This window comes from [Clostridium] aminophilum (genome assembly GCF_900101295.1).
Classification (GTDB): domain Bacteria; phylum Bacillota; class Clostridia; order Lachnospirales; family Lachnospiraceae; genus Clostridium_R; species Clostridium_R aminophilum_A.
This window is the reverse complement of the sequence record NZ_FOIL01000028.1, coordinates 1-22,000: the sequence shown is the minus strand read 5'-3', so window position 1 is coordinate 22,000 and position 22,000 is coordinate 1. Positions and strand designations below refer to the sequence as shown.

The window sequence follows — 22,000 nt, the reverse complement described above, 5'->3', positions numbered from 1 at the left end:
CGAATGGTGGGGAAAAAAGGCTAAATATCGGTGCATTACCGAAGACAAGAAAGGCAGGACCGATCGATATGGGGTTTTTTAAGAAGTTTTTAAATGGGGCAACCGAGTACGAGGCAGACATCATGGAGGACGAGCCGGACGAGGAGCCGGAGGAAGACAGCAAGCTCACCCTGCAGTCCATATCGGGAAAGGTTATTGCGGAACTGGGGCGATCTGATCAGGTCGAATACCGCAACCGGAAAAATGAAGACGAAGTATCCATTCTTGTACGCAGGAAAGACGGGGAAAACATCAAACTGATCTCCTGTGGGATTCCCGACAGCGTATCGGATCAGAATGAACTGTTTCATATGATGAAGATGGTCACCGACGATATCGGAAGAGCCAGAAGAAACGGCGCGGAGACCATTAAGATTCCAACCAATGAATACGATCTGTATGCGTATATCCGAAACCGTCCGTCCATCGATGTTGATCTGGACAGTCTCGAGGAGTCGATTGGAACGGATACGAAATCCTCTGTTCTGTCGGATTTTAATTCCGATATGCACAGCGGAAAGAGAGTGGATATCTATTTCACCCTGAGTTCTATTTATAATGAAGAAGCGGTCCGCATTCTGCGTGACGCGTATGCAAAGTATAAGAACATTCATTTTAAAGAGATCCATCTGAAGGATAATAATTATGCCTTCTGGAACAATGCCGAGATCCAGAATCAGATCCGCCAGGATCCGAGCGCTGCGCTGATCGGTGTCGGCATCATTGGCGCAAAGCCGTCGCACTGTCTGGCTCTGATCAACGATGACCGGTCTTCTGTGATTCACAAGGCGTCGGTTCTGGCCAATCATCAGATGACGACGAGGGAGCAGCTTCTTGAGGCACAGTGGCTGGAGCATGCGGCCGGAGTAAACCGGGTCGGCAATAAGCGCCGCATGAGTCGGGATGTTATCCGCAAAGCGATCATCGAGCTGGCCATTGATGAGGCAAAATACCGTATGCCGCAGAGCAAGATCGATGTCTACGCGGATGCTGTCCGCGCGCTGCCGCAGCAGAATGCCGGAATCAATCTCCTGAAGGTTCCGTTTATGGATAAGACGCTTCTGAAAAACATGGTGCCGGAGATGGAAACCGGCATTGTCGTTGAGGTTGCGCAGAGGGATCTCTATTATTACGGAAAAGAACATGCGATTGAGATGCTGAAGCAGCAGTATCACTGGAAAGACGGAGAGAGCGGTGAAGCCATCTGTGACGTCGTCTTCCCGGAGAGACTTCGCGAATACGAACTTCAGGCGCTGGCCATCAGTCTCCGCCAGGAGTATGTCACCGAGATGAATGCGCTGCTTGCGAGCAACAAGAATCTGTCCGTTGCCAAGGCATACGGAAATGTGAAAGAACTCGTGAATAAGTACAGCACGAAGTCACTGCAGATGGAAGATCAGATCGCGCTTCTCGATCTCGTGGACAACCTGAAGAATGAGAATGCGAAGACGTCGATTGAGAATATCATCCGTGAGACATTGACCACAGAGTCCCCGTTCCGTTCCTTCGGAGAGCTGTTCCATAAGAGAGGAAGATAAGATTTCAAAAAGCTCACGAAAAAAAGCTTATATATATTTTCCAAGAGCCGATGATAATAAAGTAAAATAAAACAAGTATTACACCGCCGGGTTCCATGCTTTACGGGATCCGGGATCGGGACAGGGAGGTTCCGGTAGAAGGTAAATTTAGGAGGTAATCTATGGTTATTCAGCACAATATGGCAGCTACCAACTCTTACAGACAGCTCAACACCAACAACACTTCTCTGAACAAGAACCTTGAGAAGCTGTCTTCCGGTTTCCGTATCAACCGTGCAGCGGATGATGCAGCTGGCCTTGCTATTTCCGAGGCAATGAGATCCAAGATCAACGGCCTTGATCAGGCACAGGCAAACGCAAACGATGCAATCGGTCTGATCCAGACAGAGGAAGGTGCTCTTACTGAGACTCACAGCATGCTGCAGCGTATGACAACCCTTGCAACTCAGGCTGCAAACGGCACATACAACACAACATCCCGTGATTCCATCCAGAAGGAGCTTGATGAGCTCGGCAACGAGATCAACCGTATCGCAAACAACACCGATTACAATGATATCAAGCCGCTGGCACAGAGCCGTGAGGAAGGTCAGGTAGATTCCATGACCATGCAGATCGGTGCGACCAAGGGTGAGACACTGAAGCTGAAGGGTCAGGATATGACTGTATCCGGTATCTTCAAGGATCTTGACAAGATCAAGGTTGCAGACGACGGTACTGCAAACGCAGCAAAGGGTCAGATCTCTACCGCTTCTGCTCTTGCAAAGGTTAAGGAGATGGCAGGAACTTCCACCACTGCACAGAACAACGCAGTTGAGAAGATCCAGGTTAAGGCTCTCGAGAGCGCCGGCTATGTAAAGGTAACTGCAAACGTTTCCGGCATGGCTTCCGCAGGAACCTACGTTAAGGCAGAGAACCTGAATGCAGACGGTTCTGCAAGCACATCCACTTCGGTTACCCCGAAGACAGACGGTACTGCAGCAGCAGAGTTTGGTTCCAACACCGCTCTTAAGACCGCATACAACAGACAGCTTGACGCATACGACGGCGTTCGTGCAACTGATATGAGCGCGAAGGATAAGTATGACGGTGCAGAGTACCTGCAGATCGGTGCAGAGACCGATGCAGATCCGACCGAGAGAGCAAATCAGGTTGTAAGCAACATCCAGAAGGCAATCAACCACGTTTCTGACTACCGTGCAGAGCTCGGTGCAAAGCAGAACAGACTTGAGCACACCATCAACAACCTTGCAGTAACTTCTGAGAACACCACAGCTGCTGAGTCCAGAATCCGTGACACAGACATGGCGAAGGAGATCGCAGCTTACCAGAAGAACAACATCCTTTCCCAGGCTGCACAGTCCATGCTTTCTCAGGCAAACCAGTCCGGACAGGGCGTTCTCAGCCTTCTCAGATAATTTTCAGAGAAAACGCTGGAACACAATACGATTTTTCGGGGACGCATTCCATATGGGGTGCGCCCCTTTTTTTATAGGAAATTTCTCCGAAATTCCCTATGAAAAAAACGCTCCGCGGACTTTGTTCTTCTGTGAGTGAGATGGTTTTTCGGTTTTTTCTATGACATTATCATCTTACGATATTTATAAAAGCCGTCACCCTTTGATTTTTATGATGGTTAACTTATAATCAGCTTAAAAAATGTCGAAGATAATTAGAGGTCGATTTTCGTTATTATCGCAAAAAGGGGATGTTTCAATGGGAAGAAAACTGGCATTACGGCTTTCGCAGGTCATGATTACGAAAAATGAAGAAAAAAACATTGAGCGCGCTCTGACCTGGGGAAAAGATTTTTTATATGAGCAGATTGTCGTCGATACGGGAAGCACCGATCGGACGGTGGAGATTGCAAAGAAGATGGGGGCTACGGTCCTCCATTTTGATTGGATCAACGACTTTGCGGCGGCAAAGAATTTTGCCATAAAGCACGCTTCCGGTGACTGGATCGCGATCCTGGATGCGGATGAGTATTTCGATGAAGTGACGGCGAAACGGGTCATGGATGAAATCCGGCAGGCAGAGAAAATGAAGGTGAACTGCATTGTCGGCTATATTCTGAATCTGAACAGTGACGGAGGGATTCGGGAGGAGATTCCGCAGACCCGCCTGTTTAAAAACCACTGCGGCATCCGTTATGAAGGCGCAATTCATGAGCAGCTTCACTGTCCGGCCGGACTGAAGGGCTATTATCCGGAAGAACGTATGAATATCTTCCATACGGGATATATGGCGGAAGTGCTTCAGGAAAAAATCGATGCCAACCGTAACCTCGATATTATCAAAAAAACACTGGAAAAAGATCCGGACAATGCCGATATGTACGGTTACCTTGGCGACGAACTGATGATTCGGGGAAAGAAAGAAGAGGCGAGCGACGCCTACCGAAAATCCATTGAACTGTATGGAGAGCCGGTTCCGTTTGGCGACCGGCCGATATGGACCCTCGAAACGCTGATCGGAAACCTGATTGACAAGCGCGATTATGAGGAAGCGGAGAAGTATTATCATTTTGCAGTCAAAAACTGCCCTCGGGATGCAGATTTTGATTATCTTTTTGGGAAAGATTATTTCCGGAAATGCGAGTTTGACAAGGCGATTCCTTATCTCGAAAGGGTATTGAATCTTTTGAACGGAGATCAGAATGCGACGGGACGGGATGCCATATCACATCTTGAACTGGTCTATGAAATGCTTTCCTTCTCGTGCTTTAAGGCAGAGGGAAGAATGAAGGATGCGGTACGCTACGCGTCGATCCTTCTGCATGCAAACAAAAAGAAAGATAATGTGCTGTCCACATTCCTCATGTCGTTTTCTATGCTGGACGGAGACCGCAATGCGAATGCGGACGTGGCGATGCAGGGCGTTCAGAAGATTTACGATCTGAATGATGTGGATGACTGCGTGATCGTCTGCAAAGCAGCGGTTCGTGCAGAGTATAAAGAGTTCATTGCCCTTCTGGATCGGGTTATTTCTCCGGAAAATATGCGCAGGATGGCAGAGATTGTCGCCGAAGCTTCGGAATCATAACGGTTTTCAAACAGTGCGAGGTGCTGCGAATGAAGGTTGTTCTTTTGGCAGGCGGACGGGGAACCCGCATCATGGAGGAATCCGAGATGCGGCCGAAGCCGATGATTGAGATTGGCGGCATGCCGATTATCTGGCATATCATGAAAGAGTATTCCCACTATGGCTTCCATGACTTTGTGATCTGCGCGGGATATAAGCATTATATGATCAAAAAATGGTTTGCTGATTATGCGTTTTACACATCGGATATGCTGTTTGATTTTTCGGCGAACAGCAGAAACGGCGGTGAAAATGGAGTGAAAATCACCGCATTGGGCAAGCCGGAAGCCGGCATAGACAGCTGGACGGTATCCGGTGACAGTACGGGGGACAATCCCGGCAACAATCCGGAACAGTGGAGAGTCATGGTCATCAATACCGGTCAGGACACGAATACCGGCGGCCGAATCAAAAAAATACAACCTTACATCGGCAATGAGCCGTTTCTGATGACGTACGGGGACGGCGTCTGCGATGTCGATATTTCGGAAATTGTAAAATTCCATAAACAGCATGGAAAACTTGCCACCTTGACGTCCGTTGTCCGAAAGCAGTCCAAGGGAAGACTGGACGTCGGGATGGATAATACGGTGAAAGCGTTCCGGGAAAAAAACAGCAAAGACGATGAACTGATCAATGCCGGATATATGGTTCTGGAACCGGAAATCTTCGATTATCTTGACGATCATTCGGTATTTGAATCGGATGCGCTCTCAAAACTGGCAGACGAGGGGCAGCTCATGAGTTACCGGCACGAAGGTTTCTGGCAGTGCATGGATACCCTTCAGGAAAAAACGATGCTGGAATCTCTGATCCGGGAGGGGAATGCACCCTGGATAAAATGGGAATAGGATCCGCTGACGGGCATAGAAAAAGAACGGATGAATGACCGAAAAGGCATAAGCCCTGTATTATGGTTAAGAAGACAGTTTGATCGCAGACACAAAGAACTTTGGCAGAGAGAACGTGGAGAACGGGATGAAGCATATCCTTCATATAACGGCGCATCTTGGCGGCGGAGTCGGCAAGGCCATCAGCGGACTGATCAGGCATTGCCGCGATTACCGGAATTCCGTCATTATGCTGGAGGAACCGGCGGACAGACAGTGGTATGAGGAATGTGAGAAGGCCGGTGCCGGGATTTCCATTGCCCCGTCGGAGGAAGAACTGATCCGTGCGATTGAGAACGCGGATGCGGTGATTTTGGACTGGTGGGCCCACCCGCTGATGGTGGGGCTGCTTTCTTTGCTTGACCGGATTCCCGCTCGTTACGTCTTGTGGTCGCATATAAACGGCCTGTCTTTTCCGGTGCTGAAACCGGAATTTCTCGAAGAATTTGATTTTGTTTTGTTTACGTCGCCCTGTTCCTTTGAACGGGTGAAGGAAAATACCGGGATTGCGGGAGAACTCATGAAACGCACAGAATTGCTTTACGGGATGGGAGATTTCCAACCGCAGAGTGTTCCGCACAAAAAGGAGTATTCCTCCGGGAATCCCATTCGCATCGGATATATCGGAACGCTGGATTTTGCCAAGATGAGTCCGGATTATCCGGATGTCTGCGAGCTTATCCATGAGTTAATCCCCAATGCGAAGTTTCATCTTTTCGGAAAATATACGGAGGATTTTGAACGGGAGTTCTTTTCCAAAAAGGAGATCCGGAAATATGTGACGCTGGAAGGATTTGCGTCGGATCCCGGAGAGTGGTATCCCACCTTTGACCTTTTTCTCTATCTTCTGACGAAAAATAATTATGCGACGACAGAAAACGCCATTCTTGAAGCGATGGCCGCGGGACTTCCGGTTGTCGTATATGATAATCCGCCGGAAAAGGCGATCATCAAAGACGGAGTGACGGGGATTGTGGCGGGATCCGGGAACGAAGCCGCGGATGCGGTAAAGCGGCTTTTCCTTCATGCGGAAGAGCGGAAACGGATCGGAACGGCCGCCAGAGAATATGTCATTGAGAATTATCGCGCAGACGTCAATGCAAAGCGGTTTCGGGATGCAATCGAGAGGACTGTGAAACGGCCGAAACGGCTGCATCATTTTGCGGATATCGTCGGCAGAAGTCTGTGGGAACGTTTTCTTTATATCTGCGGCGAAGACCGGCAGAATGCAGAAGTGCTCGCGGCGGGAAAGAGCGGATCGGTACCGGATTGTTTTAAAAGCGGGAGCAAGAGTTCACCGGCTCATTTTCTGAAGTACTATGATGACCGTAATCTGACCGCATTGGCAGAAAGAATATGTGCAGAGGAACGCAACGGATCGGAGACCGGAATGAAGATAACGGAGACAAAGATAAAAGGATGTTTTGTCATAGAGAGAGATGTCTTTCAGGATGAGCGGGGGTATTTTTCCAGAGCGTTTGACAAAAAGACACTGGAGGAAGCCGGGATGTGTGCGGACTTTGTGCAGTCCAGCATTTCACAGAATCTCAGAAAACACACGCTCCGGGGACTTCATTCTCTGAAAGCGCCGTACTGCGAGGATAAGCTTGTGATGTGCACGAGGGGAAGACTTCGGGATGTCTGTGTGGATGTGAGACCGGAGTCGCCGACGTACAGGCAGTATGTCTGTTTGGAACTGAGTGAGGAGAACCGGCGGGCCTTTTATATCCCGAAGGGATGCGCGCATGGCTTTCTGACCCTGGAGGATGATACGCAGATTCTGTACTATATGACGCATGAATTCGTCCCGGACAGTGAGATGAATTATCGGTTTGACGATCCGGCATTCCATATTGACTGGGGAGAGGACCTTTCAAATATTACGATTTCTGAAAAAGACAGAAATTATCAATGGATGGAGTGACAGGCCGAAGGATCGGGAGAGAGAGGAAAACGATGATAGCAGTAGTTACCGGGGCGTCCGGTTATCTTGGATTTCATCTGGTATCGGAGCTTCTTGCGGCGGGACACACGGTTTATGCGGTATGCAACCGGTCGCGAGGATTTCTTGATCAAATAGAGGACAAATGCGGTCTCACGGTGATGGAGGCGGAGATACCGAAGCTGGAAGAAAAGATGAATGGAGTGGTTCCGGATGTCTTTTATCATCTGGCCTGGCAGGGAGCCCTCGGTGAACAGCGGGCGGATGCGTCTCTTCAGATCAGCAATGAGATTCTTGCCATCGAAGCGATGAAGGTGTGCAGCAGAATGGGATGCCCCAAAATCATTTTTACCGGGACCGTATATGAAAAACTGGCGGAAGAGATGCTGGCGGCACACGGTTTTTCCGGAAATTCCTTTTACTGTATCGCGAAAAAACATGCTCATGACATGATACGGCAGTTATCGAAAAAATTGGATCTGAGATGTATCTGGGTGCAGTTTTGTCATCCGGTAGGGAAATTCATGAATCAGAATCAGCTCTTTCCCTATGCGGTCAATGCGTTTCGGAACAACCAACCCGCGGAGTTTGGCAGCTGCAGAAACTATTTTGACATTGTCTCCGTAAGGTATCTGTCCAGAGGTCTGCGGACTCTCGGAGAAAAGGATGTCCCGCAGAAGACGTACTATATCGGCAGCGGCAGGGCAAGAATCTTAAGAGAGTATCTGCAGACGGCGGCAGAACATTTTGAATACAGACTGCCGATCGGATTTGACATTCGCCCGGAGGATGGGCTGACACTTCGGGAGGAATGGCTGGATTCATCGGAGTTTGAGCGGGATACCGGAATGAGGTGTGAAGAAAGCTTTGAAGAGCTGTTGGATGCTTTTGCAGATGCCGGCAAAGGTTGGAATTAAGAAAAAGATCGTGAGGATATCATTCGGCATGCATGAGAAAGCAGGGATTTCCGGCTGAATGTAAGGGTAGTATGGGAGGAATCCGGTCGTGATAATAGAAGGCAAACAATATGATGATAACCGCCAGAAGCTGTCGGATGTGCTGCCGATCGCCTCGCCCTATGTTGTGGAAATATTTCCGTGGGATGTTTGCAATTTCAAGTGCTTTTACTGTGTTCAGTCTCAGGGGGCGGTAGACAGGACCAGACTTGCACTGGACAGTTTTCGGAAAATTATTGATGATCTGGCAGGGTTAGGCCATTATAAGCAGATCTATCTGTGCGGCTCCGGTGAGCCGCTGCTGCATCCGGATATCGTAAAAATGGTGTCCTATGTCAGCAATGCAAAGATAGCGGACAGTGTCGATATCGTCTCAAACGGAAGTCTTTTGAACAAGGAGTTATCCGACAGTTTGCTGGATGCCGGACTTGACAGACTCCGCATTTCTCTGCAGGGAATTACGGATGAAGATTATCAGAAATCCTGCGGGGTTAAGCTCAGCGTGGACTCCCTGATTGAGAATATCCGGTATTTCCGAAGACGGAGAGATCAGGGACATTATCCATGCAAGGTTCAGATTAAGATCATGGAGGAAATGATCCGCGGCCGGGAAGCGTTATTCTATGAACGGTTTACTGATACCGCGGACGACATCAGACTGGAACATTTGAGTCCGTATAATGCTCTGGAAAACGAGAATCTGGATGACTACCAGTCGTCCAAGTACGGAATGGATCTGGGCCGGATGGAAATATGCCCGATGGCATTTTACAGAATGCACATTAAAGCGAACGGGGATGTGTTCCCCTGCTGCACATCGACATATTATGACGATTGTCTTGGAAATGCGATCGATGACGATATCCGGACGATATGGCACGGAGAAAAACATAAAAAACTGCTTCTCCAGCTGTTGAAAAAGGAGAAGGTTACCGATATCAGACACTGCAACGGATGTCATGATTTCAAGTATTTAAGTACACCTGCGGATTGCCTCGATAACCATATTGATAAACTGATCGAAAAGTATGAGCAATTATCGATGAGATAAGACAGGAAGCCCGGGACTGCTCCAAAAAACGGAAGGAGAGAGAAGGGAAGGCCCCTTCGAAGATTCGCTATGAAGGCAAAATTCAAACCAAGGATCGATAAAGAAAACAGAACAAAGCTTGAAACCGTAATTCCCCTGAGAACACCGTTTATTGTCAACATCGATCCCTCTGATGCATGTAATTTTCAGTGCAAATTCTGTCCTACCGGAGACCGGGAGCTGATGCGGAGAACGGAGGGACGAAGCCTCCGGCTGATGGATTTTGATCTATACAAAAAAATCATCGATGATATCGGCGAGTTTGAAGATAAGGTGAAAGTCATCCGGCTGTACAAGGACGGGGAACCTCTCCTGAATCCTCATTTTGCGGATATGGTCCGGTATGCAAAGCAAAGCGGATGCTGTGAGAGAGTGGATACAACGACGAATGCCTCGCTGCTGACAAGAGAAAAAAGTGATCAGATTATAGCCGCCGGGCTCGACCGGATCAATATCTCCATCGAGGGCGTTCATGAACGCCATTATGAAGAGTTTTCGGGATACAAAATCAATTATCGGGAATTGGTTGATAATATCCGGTATTTCTACGAGCACAAGACGAATACGGAAATGATCGTAAAGACCAATGGAGACGTGCTGACCGGGGAAGAACGAAAGCAGTTTTTGGAGACCTTCGGCGATATCACGGACGGCATCTTTATTGAGAGCATTATGGACTGCTGGCCCACATTCGAGCAGACAAAGGTTCAAATCAATGAAACGAGAGGAATATACGGACAGGAAATCAGAGAAGTAAGCGTCTGTCCGTATGTGTTTTACTCCATTGCGGTGAATTCGGACGGGACGGCAAGTCTCTGTTTTTTGGACTGGTCGAGAAAACTGGTGATCGGGGACTGCAGAAAAGAAAAAATCAGAGATATCTGGTTGGGAGATGCGCTGAAGGAGTATCAGCTGATGTTCTTAAAAGGCGAGAGAAAGACACATCCGATCTGCGCGGAGTGCGGTCAGCTCAGACAGGGCCAGCCGGATGACATTGACCGTTTTTCGGATGAACTGATCAGGCGGATTGAGGGGACATCATTATGAAGGCGAAGGTTCAGACGAGACTGGCAAAGGACAGACCTGATTTAGGGGACAGACTTCCCCTCAATACCCCGTTGGTATTGGTATTGGATCCCAGCAGCATATGCAATCTGCGGTGCGGATTTTGTCCGACGGGAGATGAGAAACTGATCGGGCAATGCTCCAACCGTTCCCAGAAGATCATGAGCCTGGACCTGTTTCAACGCATCATGAACGATGCGGAGAACGGATTTGACGGCAAAATCCGGGTTCTGAGATTATACAAAGAGGGGGAACCTCTTGTGAATCCGGGTTTTGAAGACATGGTCCGTTATGCGAAAAAGAATAATCAAAAGATCGGGCGCATTGACACGACAACAAACGGATTGCTTCTGAATCCGGAACGAAACCGGAAGCTGATTGAAGCCGGGATCGATCAGATCAATATCTCCGTGAATGGCGTCAGCGCGGAACAGTACCGGAAATATACCCGAAAGAGTGTGGATTTTGACCGGTACGTTTCGAATATCAAAGATCTGTATGCCAATCGGGGAAACTGTGAGATCTACATCAAAGCAATTAAAGACAATCTGACGGAGGAAGAGCAGAAAAGATTCTTTGATATCTTCGGCGAATGTGCGGATCGGATTTTTCTGGAACGGATTGCGGAACCATGGCCGCACTTTAAGTCGGAATTTATTCCGGAAGAAGTCACCTGGGGGAATTATGATCAGGCCGGCGATTTCAAGACGGTGTGCCCGTATCTGTTTTACACGATGGTGGTCAATTCAGACGGGACGGTGTCCTCGTGCATTGGCGACTGGAAACATGAGCAGATTTTGGGAAACTGTGCAGAGGAGTCCGTCGCAGCGATATGGAATGGAGAAAAATGTCGTAAAATGTGGGTGGACCACCTGAGGGGAGAACGGGGAAAGTATCCTATGTGCAGCGCCTGCAACGTGATAACCTATGGGTGCTACGATAACATTGACATGTATGCGGACAGGATTCTGGAGAAACTGAAAGCATGATCGGAGTCCGGAAGAGAGGATTAAAGTGAACGTTCTTTTTATCGGCGGAAATGGAAATATCAGTTGGTGGTGTGTTCAGGAAGCATTGGAAGCGGGATGGGAAGTGTATGAACTCAACCGCGGACAGACCAGAAAAACACGAAGAGCAGTTCAGCCGCAGGTTCATCAGATTATCGCAGATATCCACGATACCGATGCTTCGGAGAAAGCGCTGGGAGATCTGACTTTTGACTGTGTCTGTGATTTCATCTGTTTCAACGGAGAACAGGCAAGAGAGCGCATCGGACTGTTCAAAGACCGGACCAGCCAGTATATTGTCATATCATCTGAGGCGGTTTATCAGAGAAAAAGCGAATACCTTCCGTTTACGGAAACAACGCCGAAGTATGAACCGGACATAAGCGATGGATATATCAGCGGAAAGCTGGAAGTTGAGAAGGTTTTTCAGGATGAATTCACGGGATCGGGGTTTCCGGTGACGATCGTCCGGCCTGGTTTTACCTATGATACGATCATACAGGTCCCGGTCGGCCAGAACTGTTTTACCGCTCCGCAGTTGTTTCGGGAGGGGTATCCGCTGCTCATGCCGGGAGATGGTGAAAATCTCGTGGCACCCCTGCACTCCAAAGATTTTGCCCGGGCATTTTGGAGACTGATCGGGAACCGGGAGACGATCGGTGAGTCCTATCACATCGTAGCCGATAAGCTGATCACCTGGAACGAGATGGCAAGGGAGATCCTGAAGGCTCTCGGGACGGACGACAAGAATATTCTGCATATTTCCAGAGAGAATGCCCTGCGATGGAATTCTCTCGGCAGCGAAGTGCTGAACCGGCAGCATATGTGGCATTACATCTTTGACAACTCCAAAATCCGGGAAATCGCACCGGACTGGAAACAGGAGATACCGTTTTCCGAAGGAATCCGCATGACGGTGGACTGGCTCATGGAGAATGAGGTGAGAAGACGGATTAACCCGAACTGTAAAGAAGCATTGCTGCGGATTTATCGGGAAGCCGGGGTGGCAGATGAGAACGGAGAGGCATTATGAGATGTCCGATTTGCGGGAAAAGCGAAAGCAGACGAATATACAGACTGTGTGATAATCTGAAAATACTTGGCAAAACGTTCTCCGATGAACCGGCATATCTGGTTTCCTGCGATTCATGCGGAATGGTCTATATGGAAACCGCTGCGAGTCAGGAAGATTTTCTGGACTATTATAAAAACGGTGCAGTGGCAGCAAAGTATTGTGATCTGTTCGGCGCGGAGAACACCGAAAACTATTACCGGCATATTTTGGACATTCTGGAGCGTTACATGACTCCGGACTCCAGAATACTGGATGTTGCGGGGGCATGGGGAGAACTTGAGAAATACCTCTGCGATCACGGTTATCCAAATGTGACGAATGTGGATCCGAACGAGGATTGCGCAGCGGAATCGATACAGAAGGGAATCCGGACGGTGGTCTGCAGTTCGTCGGATATGGCGCAGATGATCTCTGAAAAGTATGACATGATCATTCTGAACCATGCCCTGGAACATATTGTGGATGTGGAAGCTCTGATGCGCGGAGTGGAGCAGCTCCTTTCCGAACGCGGAACGGTCTTTATTGAGGTTCCGGATGCGGAGGGATACGAAACGGAAGAGATGGCTCCGTATAATTTTCTCACCTATGAGCATGTGCTTCATTTTTCAGAGAATGATCTTAAAAACCTTGCGGCCCGGTATGGATATGAGATCAGGGAGATGAAGAAGTACTACAAAGAAATCAGTTCCTATCCTTCGATCTATGCCGTGCTCCGGAAATGCAGCACGGTGAAAAGAACGATCCGGTATTCCGACTCCTCCCGAAAGAGTGTGGAGAGGTATCTGGCGAAGAGCAGAGCGGCACTGGATGGATTGATAAAACCGCTGGAAAAGAGTCAGGAGGAAGTGACTCTCTGGGGAATCGGTGCATCTACCACCATTTTGCTGGATGCATTTCAGAACTGCAATGTTGCGGCTCTGATTGACAAAAATCCGAATCGGCAGGGACTGGTGTTTCATATCGGCGACAGAAGACTGACGATAGAAGAACCGAAAACGGAGATTCGGGGAACGATTGTTGTTCTGTCGATTCCTTATGCGGACTCGATCCGCCGGCAGATCAGGAATATGGGAATCAGGAATACGGTTGTAACGCTTCATTCAATAGAAAAGGAGTAGATGGCGGATGGGAGAGTTTATTGAGATTAATACATCAAAATTAAAAGTCGGAGATGCAGATGCCACCCTCTGCGGAGAGCGGGAACGGATTGCGGCTCTCTCCATAAAAAATGAGCCGAGTGAGGTGACGATTCTGCTGTTGGCCTATAACAGACTGGACAAAACAAAAAGATGCGTGGAAAGTCTCCTGAAGTACACCGACAATGTTGATTTTGATCTCTGGCTGATTGACAATGGTTCAACCGATGGGACATTGGAATACTTCCGGTCAGTCCCGTATGCGAAAAAAAGTATTCTTCATATCACAGAAAACAAGGGGGCGTCGCTGCCGTACCAGTTTCTCAATATTGGAATGTTTTCCAAGTATGTGGTTCCGTTGGCGAATGACCTGGTTCTGACCAAAAACTGGTTAAAGAATCTTCTTGCCGTTGCAAAGTCCGATCCGAGAATCGGTATGGTCAATCCCCTGAGCTCCAATGTGTCGAATTATCAGGATCCCCATCTGCAGTTCGCCAATGAGGAAGAAATGCAGAAGAAAGCGGCGGAGTTCAATGTTTCGGATCCGAAGAAATGGTATGAGCGTCTTCGGCTGGTTACGCTGGGTGTTCTCTATACGAAGGAATGTCTGCTTGCGATCGGCTTCCCCCACATTGATGTCGGATTTGCGCACAATTTTGCGGATGATGATCTGGCTTTCCGGGTTCGCCGTGCCGGATACAAGGCGATTCTGGCGGGAGATACCTGGATCCATCATGATGATGTGAAGATCTTTCATACTCAGGAAGAGGCTGCGCATTTGGAACAGGATCTTCAGATCGGAAGACAGAATTTCAAAGAGAAATATAACGGAATTGATGCCTGGGATGACGTCAATAATTTTATCAATGAGTATATCCGGGAACTCAGGCCGGTGGGTGACAGCGGAAAAGAAAAACTTCTCGGAATCAATGTGAGATGCGGCACGCCGATTCTTGAAATCAAAAATAACCTGAAACAATTCAATGTGTTTGACACTGAGTGTTATGCACATACATCCGACAGCAAGTATTATCTGGACCTTCAGACGATCTGCGGGACAGATCATGTGACCGCAGGTCCGGTGGGGGATTTTTCCCGATACTATGGACAGGAAGTATTCGATCACATTGTGATCGGAGATCCGATCAACCGGTTTGAGGACTATATCCGGATTATTGAGGATGCGTATCGGTGTCTGAAACCGGGCGGACAGATTTTTCTCCGGGTGTACAATACCCAGAATGTTTTTGACCTGATGGTGTGTCTTGGACAGTACCATGTGCAGAATCCGGAGCACGCATACAATATTTCGATTGATGAATTGGCGGATGTGCTCGCCTCCAAGAAGATTTCGAGTCATTACATTATCGCGAAGCAATTCGGGAAGGTAGGACAGGCGGATAAACTGGAGGAACTGGCAGGACAGCTCATTCAGGCGTTGGACGTCGGTGATAAGGACACCTGCCTGTACCGGCTCTTTGCGCAGTATTATTACATTGTATTGACGAAATAAAAGCTGGTTTATGCAGAAAAAGAGGAGAGAACTATGAAGTATGCGTCATCGGCGTATTTTGAAGGACTTGGCGATGTGGTTGTTCAGTATACATTTGACAACTGGGATTATGTCTATCTGAAAGCCATGCACCGTAAGATCGCGGAACACGGCGTCCGGAATCTGTTTGTCGGATCGTCCCATGCGATGAACGGCATCATTGAACGGGATCTGGACGGCGGAACAGAGGACAATGTCAATCTGTCCATCTCGTCACAGGACATTTTCTATGATTATCAGCACATCAAAAAGGCGATTGAAGAGGCGAAGCAGGCCGGAAGACCGATCAAAAACTGCATTATCAATTTCGGATATTATATGATGTATCAGGATCTTTCCCGGTCAACGACGATGAATTACCTGATCCATCGGGTGTATCATCCGCTGTTCGGTGACAGCGGATGCCACCACTGGGAAAAGAAAGAACCCTATGACCGGCTGGCGGCGATGGATTATGACCGGGAGCGATTCCCGGAGGATGTGATCCGGCCGTTATGTGAGTACTGGAGTGAGCAGTTTGCGCTGGAACAGTCGTCCTATTACGGCCCCGTGATTACCCGGGAAAAGATCAATATCATGGGATTGAAGAAGATCATCTGGAATGAGTACCCGGAGGAGGCAAAGAGAGAGTATGCCCGCTACCGCACGGATGATCACAATTCCCTTGGAAAATACACGGAATCCCATGAAGAGAATATTAAGTGGATCCATGAGATGGTCAAGACCCTGGCGGACCATAAGATTAAACCGATTTTCCTGATCACGCCTTTTGCCGATCTGTATAAAGAGTATATCAATCCGGAGTATAAGAAGGATATCTATCGTGTCCTGAATGATCTGCCGTATCCGGTAGAGTTTTTTGATATGAATGATCTTCCGGAAGATGTTTTCACTGACAGGGATTTCATGGATACGGATCACCTGAATCTGGATGGTGCGCATAAGGCTTCGGCGATTGTGAATGCGCTGCTGAAGGATATCGGCTGAACGGATTCCGGCGGGACACCTTGTGATCCTGTTCCGGAAATCAGAAAGAAAAGAGAAGAGAAACTTATGACAGTACAGGAATACTATGAGGCCCTTCTCCCGGAAGTGCTGGAGGGAGAGGCCCGGGGAGATTTTGAGGGCGCGGCGGACACCGCAGAACGATATAAATATGAGCATCTTCAGGCCGTTTTCATGAACCTGGATAAAATCGAAAACGGGGATGCACTGTATAAGAAGATGTATCAGACCGCGATGGAGACCTGCGGGAAACATCTGAGAGAGAAGTTTGCCCGGCACGAAGTGATCAATGTTGCGTTTATGTCCTATTCGGCAGCGCAGTGGCCGGCAGAATTGCTGTATCGGGATATGGAGAAGGATCCGAGATTCAATCCGTATATCATCGTATCGCCGCTGATGAATCGGGATGAGAAAAACCGGGTGTCCGGATACAATCAGACGCTGCTCTGGTATTACAACAATGGATATAAGGTGTTTGGCGGCGTAGGGAACACGTATCTTTCCTTTGAAGAACTGGGGGGAATACCGGATATCGTCATTCATCTTTCTTCCTGGTATGAGTGTCTTCCGGAGCAGCAGGAGTATCTGAGACTTCCGTGGAAGTGCGCGAATATCTATATTCCGTATGGAATTGAAGTCGGAGATAACTGGAATCATACGTATGCTATCGACAATGTGTTTAACAAAGACATCATGAATATGCTTTGGCGTCTGTATACGGATTCAAAGATCACGCTGCAGAGTTATGAGAAATACGGCCTGATTCAGGGAGTCAACGTCCGGTATTCCGGTTATCTCAAAATGGATGAGCTGGTAAAGCCCAGAACATTTACAAAACAGGAGATTGCGGAATTGTGGAAGTGCCCCGGCGATATATCCAAATACCGGAAAATCATCATTGCGCCGCATTATTCCATCGGGAATGAGGGAGAGTTTATCTCATCCACATTTCGGCAGAATGTCTGGTTCTGGCTGTATCTGGCGGAAAAATACCGGGATTCGGTGAGCTTTCTTTTTAAGCCGCATCCGAATCTTCGCGGGGCGGCCGTGCAGTACGGACTGTTTTCTTCGTATGAAGAGTATGACCGTTATTTTGCGGCATGGAACGAGCTCCCGAATGCAAGAGCGATCGATGAATCCAAGTACATTGACTATTTTCTTACATCCGATGCGATGATTATGGATTCCAGTTCGTTCATCGGAGAGTATCTGTATGTCCAAAAACCGGTGCTTTACCTGACCCGTCCGGAACAGGGATTTACGGATCTGGGGGAGGCCATTGTCCGGACCTATTACCGGACTCCAGGATGGAACCTCATGGAAATCGAGGAATTCATTGAGGATGTTGTGATTGGCGGAAGAGATCCGATGAAACCGGAACGGGAAGCCGTGTTTGAAGAGTATCTGGATTACTATCGCCTGAACCGAAAACTGTCACATGAGATAATCTTTCACGATATTGTCTCTGCGATGGAATCTTAAGACCGGATCAAAGAAGAACGGCTGATACCGGAGAAACAGATTCGTCTGAGACGACGGGATGCGGCGGATTTCGTTTAAAGAGAAGAGAAAAAAGGAAAGAGAAAAGTAAAGAGAAACACATAAGAAAAGATAAAAAAAAAGATAAATAGAGAAGAACCGACAGATTGAGAAGAAAAGAAACGACAAATAGAGAAGAAAAGAGGAGACAATGTTATCGCTGGAACGAAGTATTGAATTGATGAAGGAAATCATCGCCGGTTCCGACCGGGGAGACTTCAATCACGGATCGGACATTCCGGATTATTACACCTATGAGCATCTGGCCGCGCTGTTTCAACTGAGAGATCAGCTGGACGGCGGTGCGGATCTCTATCGGCAGCTGTATCACCTCGCCATGGCGAGCGGTGAATCCCACATTCAGGCGAAGGCGGCAGCAGGTGAGGTGATTCAGGTCGCATTTATGTCCTATTCTGCCGCACAGTGGCCGGCAGAAAAGCTTTATCGCGATCTGGAACAGGATGAACGGTTCCATCCCTATATCATTGTTTCCCCGTTGGTGGATCGGGATGCCATGAGCAGCGTGACGGGATATAATCAGACGTTATCCTGGTATCGGGAAAACGGATATGAGGTCAGAGGCGGCCTTTCGGACCGGGTTCTCGGCTGGGATGACCTCGGCGGCGTGCCGGATATGGTGGTTCATCTCTCATCCTGGTACGAATGCATTCCGAATGAGCAGCAGTTTCTTCTTCTTCCCTGGAGATGTCTGAATCTTTATGTGCCTTATGGAATGCTTCTGGGCGACAACCAGGATCATACTTATGCCAAAGACCACGTCTTTAACAAAGATTTTGTAAATATGATGTGGCGGGTTTACACCGATTCTCTGATCGGCAGACAGCAATATGAAACCTACAGTGTTCTGCAGGGGGAGAATGCGGTCTTTTCGGGATATCTCAAAATGGATGAGTTTCTGGATCAGAGTGAGCTCAGTGAGGAGCAGAAGACAGCGCTTTGGAGCTATCCGTCCGGAGCGGACCGGAAGAAATACAGGAAGGTGATCATTGCCCCGCATTATGGGATTCTTCCGTCCGGAGCGGTGATCTCATCGACGTTTCAGGACAATTACACATTCTGGATTTACCTTGCGAAGAAATATCAGGATTCGGTGACGTTTCTCTTTAAGCCGCATCCGAATCTCCGGAGTACAGCGGTAGAGGCCGGAATTTTCAAGTCGAATGAAGAATACGATAAATATCTGGAGCTTTGGAACAGCCTTCCGAATGCAAAAGCGATCACGGAATCCAGCTATATCGATTATTTCCGGTCTTCGGATGCGATGATCATGGATTCCAATTCGTTCATTGGTGAGTATCTGTATGTTCAGAAGCCCCTGCTGTTTCTGACCAGACCGGAGCAGACCTTTAACGCAGTCGGCGAAAAGCTGGTGGAGGCCCATTACCGGACTCCGGGCAGCCGATATTCTGAAATTGAGGAATTCCTGAATAAGGTTGTTCTGAACGGCGAAGACAGCATGAAGGCCCGGAGAAGAGAAATTTTTGAAACGTATCTGGATTATCGAAAGCAGACCGGCCGGTATGCGCATGAAATCATTTATGCGGAGCTACGGACACTGATCGGGGGATGAGAGATTTTCCGGAAGGTCTCAGAAATGCAGGGATCGGAAATTACAGAGGAGACAGCATTATGAAAAAGGACATGGTGATCGGAGTTCTCGGAGGAATGGGAACGTATGCGACAATTCATCTTTTTGAGCAGTATGCGGAACTGTTTCCCGCGGAGAAAGAGTGGGAGCGGCCGCGCATCCTCATCGACAACCGGTGCACGATGCCGAGCCGGGTCCGCGCCTTCCTTTTTCACGAAAAGGTGGAGCAGCTCCGGGAGGAAATGACGGACTCGCTGATTCATCTGAGTGAGGCCGGGGCAAACCGGATTCTTCTGGCCTGCAACACGTCTCACCTGTTTCTACCGGATATTTGTGAAAAACATCCGGAACTGCGGGAGAAAATCGTTCATATTGTCGAGTGCTGCTGCGAGCGGATGAAAGCGGATGGAATCCAGGAGACCTATCTTCTCGGCTCGGAAGGAACCATCGATTCCGGAATCTATCAGGAAATACTGAAAAAACAGGGAATTGGATGCAGCTGTCCGGGAGAAGAGGAGTACGGAATGCTTCGGGACTGCATTGAGGCGGTGAAGCAGAAAAAATATTCCGATGACATAAAGAAAACTTTTCTGAATCTGATCAACCGTACCGATGCATGCATCCTCGGATGCACGGAACTGCCGATCCTGTATGAAATGTATCGGGACGAGGTTACATGCAGGAGCGTTTATGATCCGCTTCTTGAGGGCCTTCGCAGGATCAAAGAGGAGTATGAGAATGGCTAAAATACTGACGTTTGGAGTATATGACTATTTCCATCTGGGGCATCTTCGCCTGTTTGAGCAGTGCAGGAAGTATGCGGATTATGTGATCGTTGCAGTGCAGAACGGAGAGTATATCAAGGCGTTCAAGCCGGAAGCGGATGTCCTGTATTCGACGGAGGAGAGAGTGGAGATGATCTCGGCACTTCGCATTGTGGATGAGGTCGTTGTCTACAACACCGTGTGCCCGGCCGAGCTGGAAAAGATCGATTTCGATATTCTGGCACTGGGAGAAGACCATGTGGGAAAGCGGTTTGACGAGATCACCGTCTGGTGCGATGCACACGGAAAAAAGGTTGTACGGCTGAAGCGAACGCCGGGGATCGCGTCATCGCAGATCAAGAAGGAACTGAAGGGATAAGGCCGGCACGCAGCCATTTCGTAATTCGATTACATTCCGCAAAAAAAATTACAGATCATACCGTGAAGTTCGCGATATTTCAATATGTATTATGGAGTTTTGGCATTCACGCAGTAATCTATCCTGTGTTTTTTCCAAAAGATGAAAAGCGAAATGCATGGTTTGATTTTGGCATGAGAAAAACGTTTTTTTATAGGCGTATTATGATATAATATGTCTATAAAGAAGCGGAGGTGATTTTGATGTATGCATTACAAGAAACAATTCGCCCATCAGCGGATCTCAGAAACCATTATAACGAAGTATCAAAACAGTGCCGTGAGAATAATGAGGCTGTAATTATCACTGTGAATGGAAGAGGTGATACCGTTTCTCTTGGCTATGAAGAATACAAGCGGATGAAGGCCAGAATAGAACTGTTAGAGATTTTGGCAGAAGCCGATGAGGATGTTAAGTGCGGAAGAGTTGCTCCGATTAAGGATACATTCGATGATTTACGAAGGATGCTTAAGGAGGGCCAGGCTTGAAGTATAGAGTTGAAAGAACAGATACTGCCGATTCCCTCATTCGTAAAATTGTTCTTTTTATAGCGGAGAGCTTTGGAAATGATGTGGCACTTGAGAAACTGGACTATTTGGAAAAATCTATTATGAATCTGGGAGATAATCCATACGTCGGTGTTGAACCAAGATACAATGTATTAAAGCGCCAGGGATATTTGGTACTTATATTAGAAAAGGATCTTGTCTTTTATAAGGTTGATGACGATAAAAAGGTTGTAACGGTATATGCCGTGGTAGACCAGAGACAGGAATATTTGAGTATTATTCGAGGTCTTTAACACGCCGTGAGCAAGAAATCCCCCACCTCTATAGGTGGCGGGATGAATTGCTCACGGCGTTTCTTGACTTTTGTATCTGATGATATTATAATCTAATTATAAATCAGTCGTATGTATAATAAAGGTTATAAATATTGTGAAATTAGATAATAATAATCATTCAGTGTTCATGCTGCATTATCACCTTATCATGTGCGTAAAGTACCGCAACAAGGTGATAGATGACAAAATCTCAATCCGTCTCAAAGAAATATTCGAGAAGATTGCTCCTACATATAACATTACGTTAGAAGAATGGAATCACGACATTGACCATGTTCACATCCTGTTCCGAGGACAGCCTAACACAGAGATAAGTAAATTTATCAATGCGTATAAATCTGCAAGCAGCAGACTTATCAAGAAAGAGTTTCCTCAGATACGTAAATCTCTTTGGAAAGAGATGTTCTGGTCACAGAGTTTTTGTCTGCTGACCACAGGCGGTGCTAC

20 protein-coding genes are annotated in these 22,000 nt (G+C 47.9%); all 20 read left to right on the top strand.

From position 1 onward, the window contains the following. The first annotated feature begins 68 nt into the window (after window positions 1-68). Window positions 69-1,577 (top strand): hypothetical protein, encoded by a 1,509-nt coding sequence (locus BMW41_RS08590; protein ID WP_074649742.1) that lies wholly within the window; start codon window positions 69-71, stop codon window positions 1,575-1,577. 161 nt (window positions 1,578-1,738) lie between these two features. Further along, the gene (locus BMW41_RS08585; RefSeq protein ID WP_074649741.1) at window positions 1,739-2,995 is read left to right on the top strand and encodes a flagellin N-terminal helical domain-containing protein; all 1,257 of its coding nucleotides are present in this window, start codon (window positions 1,739-1,741) and stop codon (window positions 2,993-2,995) included. 298 nt (window positions 2,996-3,293) lie between these two features. Then, window positions 3,294-4,622, top strand: a complete 1,329-nt coding sequence (locus tag BMW41_RS08580; RefSeq protein ID WP_074649740.1) for a glycosyltransferase family 2 protein — start codon at window positions 3,294-3,296, stop codon at window positions 4,620-4,622. A gap of 29 nt (window positions 4,623-4,651) precedes the next feature. Further along, entirely contained in the window at window positions 4,652-5,512 is an 861-nt protein-coding gene (locus BMW41_RS08575) for a glucose-1-phosphate cytidylyltransferase (RefSeq protein WP_074649739.1), read from the top strand. 79 nt (window positions 5,513-5,591) lie between these two features. Next, entirely contained in the window at window positions 5,592-7,475 is a 1,884-nt protein-coding gene (gene rfbC / locus BMW41_RS14170; protein WP_083378856.1) for a dTDP-4-dehydrorhamnose 3,5-epimerase, read from the top strand. 32 nt (window positions 7,476-7,507) lie between these two features. Beyond that, the gene (locus tag BMW41_RS08560) at window positions 7,508-8,410 is read left to right on the top strand and encodes an NAD-dependent epimerase/dehydratase family protein (protein WP_074649738.1); all 903 of its coding nucleotides are present in this window, start codon (window positions 7,508-7,510) and stop codon (window positions 8,408-8,410) included. 88 nt (window positions 8,411-8,498) lie between these two features. Then, complete coding sequence (locus BMW41_RS08555) at window positions 8,499-9,500, top strand: radical SAM/SPASM domain-containing protein (RefSeq protein ID WP_074649737.1); 1,002 nt, start codon at window positions 8,499-8,501, stop codon at window positions 9,498-9,500. 69 nt (window positions 9,501-9,569) lie between these two features. After that, window positions 9,570-10,586: a radical SAM/SPASM domain-containing protein gene (locus BMW41_RS08550; protein ID WP_074649736.1), complete on the top strand. Its 1,017-nt coding sequence runs from the start codon at window positions 9,570-9,572 to the stop codon at window positions 10,584-10,586. After that, entirely contained in the window at window positions 10,583-11,593 is a 1,011-nt protein-coding gene (locus BMW41_RS08545; RefSeq protein WP_074649735.1) for a radical SAM/SPASM domain-containing protein, read from the top strand. The genes BMW41_RS08550 and BMW41_RS08545 overlap by 4 nt, the downstream gene beginning before the upstream one ends. A gap of 25 nt (window positions 11,594-11,618) precedes the next feature. Then, complete coding sequence (locus BMW41_RS08540) at window positions 11,619-12,644, top strand: NAD-dependent epimerase/dehydratase family protein (RefSeq protein ID WP_074649734.1); 1,026 nt, start codon at window positions 11,619-11,621, stop codon at window positions 12,642-12,644. Further along, a complete protein-coding gene (locus BMW41_RS08535; RefSeq protein ID WP_074649733.1) occupies window positions 12,641-13,804 on the top strand; it encodes a class I SAM-dependent methyltransferase in 1,164 nt (387 codons plus the stop codon). The genes BMW41_RS08540 and BMW41_RS08535 overlap by 4 nt, the downstream gene beginning before the upstream one ends. A 7-nt stretch (window positions 13,805-13,811) precedes the next feature. Further along, window positions 13,812-15,335: a glycosyltransferase gene (locus BMW41_RS08530; RefSeq protein ID WP_074649732.1), complete on the top strand. Its 1,524-nt coding sequence runs from the start codon at window positions 13,812-13,814 to the stop codon at window positions 15,333-15,335. A 33-nt stretch (window positions 15,336-15,368) separates the two neighbouring features. Beyond that, window positions 15,369-16,361, top strand: a complete 993-nt coding sequence (locus tag BMW41_RS08525; RefSeq protein WP_074649731.1) for a hypothetical protein — start codon at window positions 15,369-15,371, stop codon at window positions 16,359-16,361. Between the two features lie 66 nt (window positions 16,362-16,427). After that, window positions 16,428-17,861, top strand: a complete 1,434-nt coding sequence (locus tag BMW41_RS08520) for a CDP-glycerol glycerophosphotransferase family protein (protein ID WP_074649730.1) — start codon at window positions 16,428-16,430, stop codon at window positions 17,859-17,861. Between the two features lie 208 nt (window positions 17,862-18,069). Further along, window positions 18,070-19,509 (top strand): CDP-glycerol glycerophosphotransferase family protein, encoded by a 1,440-nt coding sequence (locus BMW41_RS08515; RefSeq protein WP_074649729.1) that lies wholly within the window; start codon window positions 18,070-18,072, stop codon window positions 19,507-19,509. A gap of 59 nt (window positions 19,510-19,568) precedes the next feature. Next, a complete protein-coding gene (locus BMW41_RS08510) occupies window positions 19,569-20,273 on the top strand; it encodes an aspartate/glutamate racemase family protein (protein WP_177171204.1) in 705 nt (234 codons plus the stop codon). Beyond that, on the top strand, window positions 20,266-20,670 hold the full coding sequence (locus BMW41_RS08505; RefSeq protein WP_074649727.1) for an FAD synthase family protein: 405 nt from the start codon (window positions 20,266-20,268) through the stop codon (window positions 20,668-20,670). The genes BMW41_RS08510 and BMW41_RS08505 overlap by 8 nt, the downstream gene beginning before the upstream one ends. A 242-nt stretch (window positions 20,671-20,912) precedes the next feature. After that, on the top strand, window positions 20,913-21,197 hold the full coding sequence (locus BMW41_RS08500) for a type II toxin-antitoxin system Phd/YefM family antitoxin (RefSeq protein ID WP_074649726.1): 285 nt from the start codon (window positions 20,913-20,915) through the stop codon (window positions 21,195-21,197). Further along, a complete protein-coding gene (locus tag BMW41_RS08495; RefSeq protein WP_074649725.1) occupies window positions 21,194-21,511 on the top strand; it encodes a type II toxin-antitoxin system RelE/ParE family toxin in 318 nt (105 codons plus the stop codon). Before BMW41_RS08500 ends, BMW41_RS08495 begins: the two co-directional genes overlap by 4 nt. Before the next feature lie 136 nt (window positions 21,512-21,647). After that, the coding region (gene tnpA, locus BMW41_RS08490) for an IS200/IS605 family transposase (RefSeq protein ID WP_083378853.1) at window positions 21,648-22,000 on the top strand (353 nt) is incomplete at its 3' end.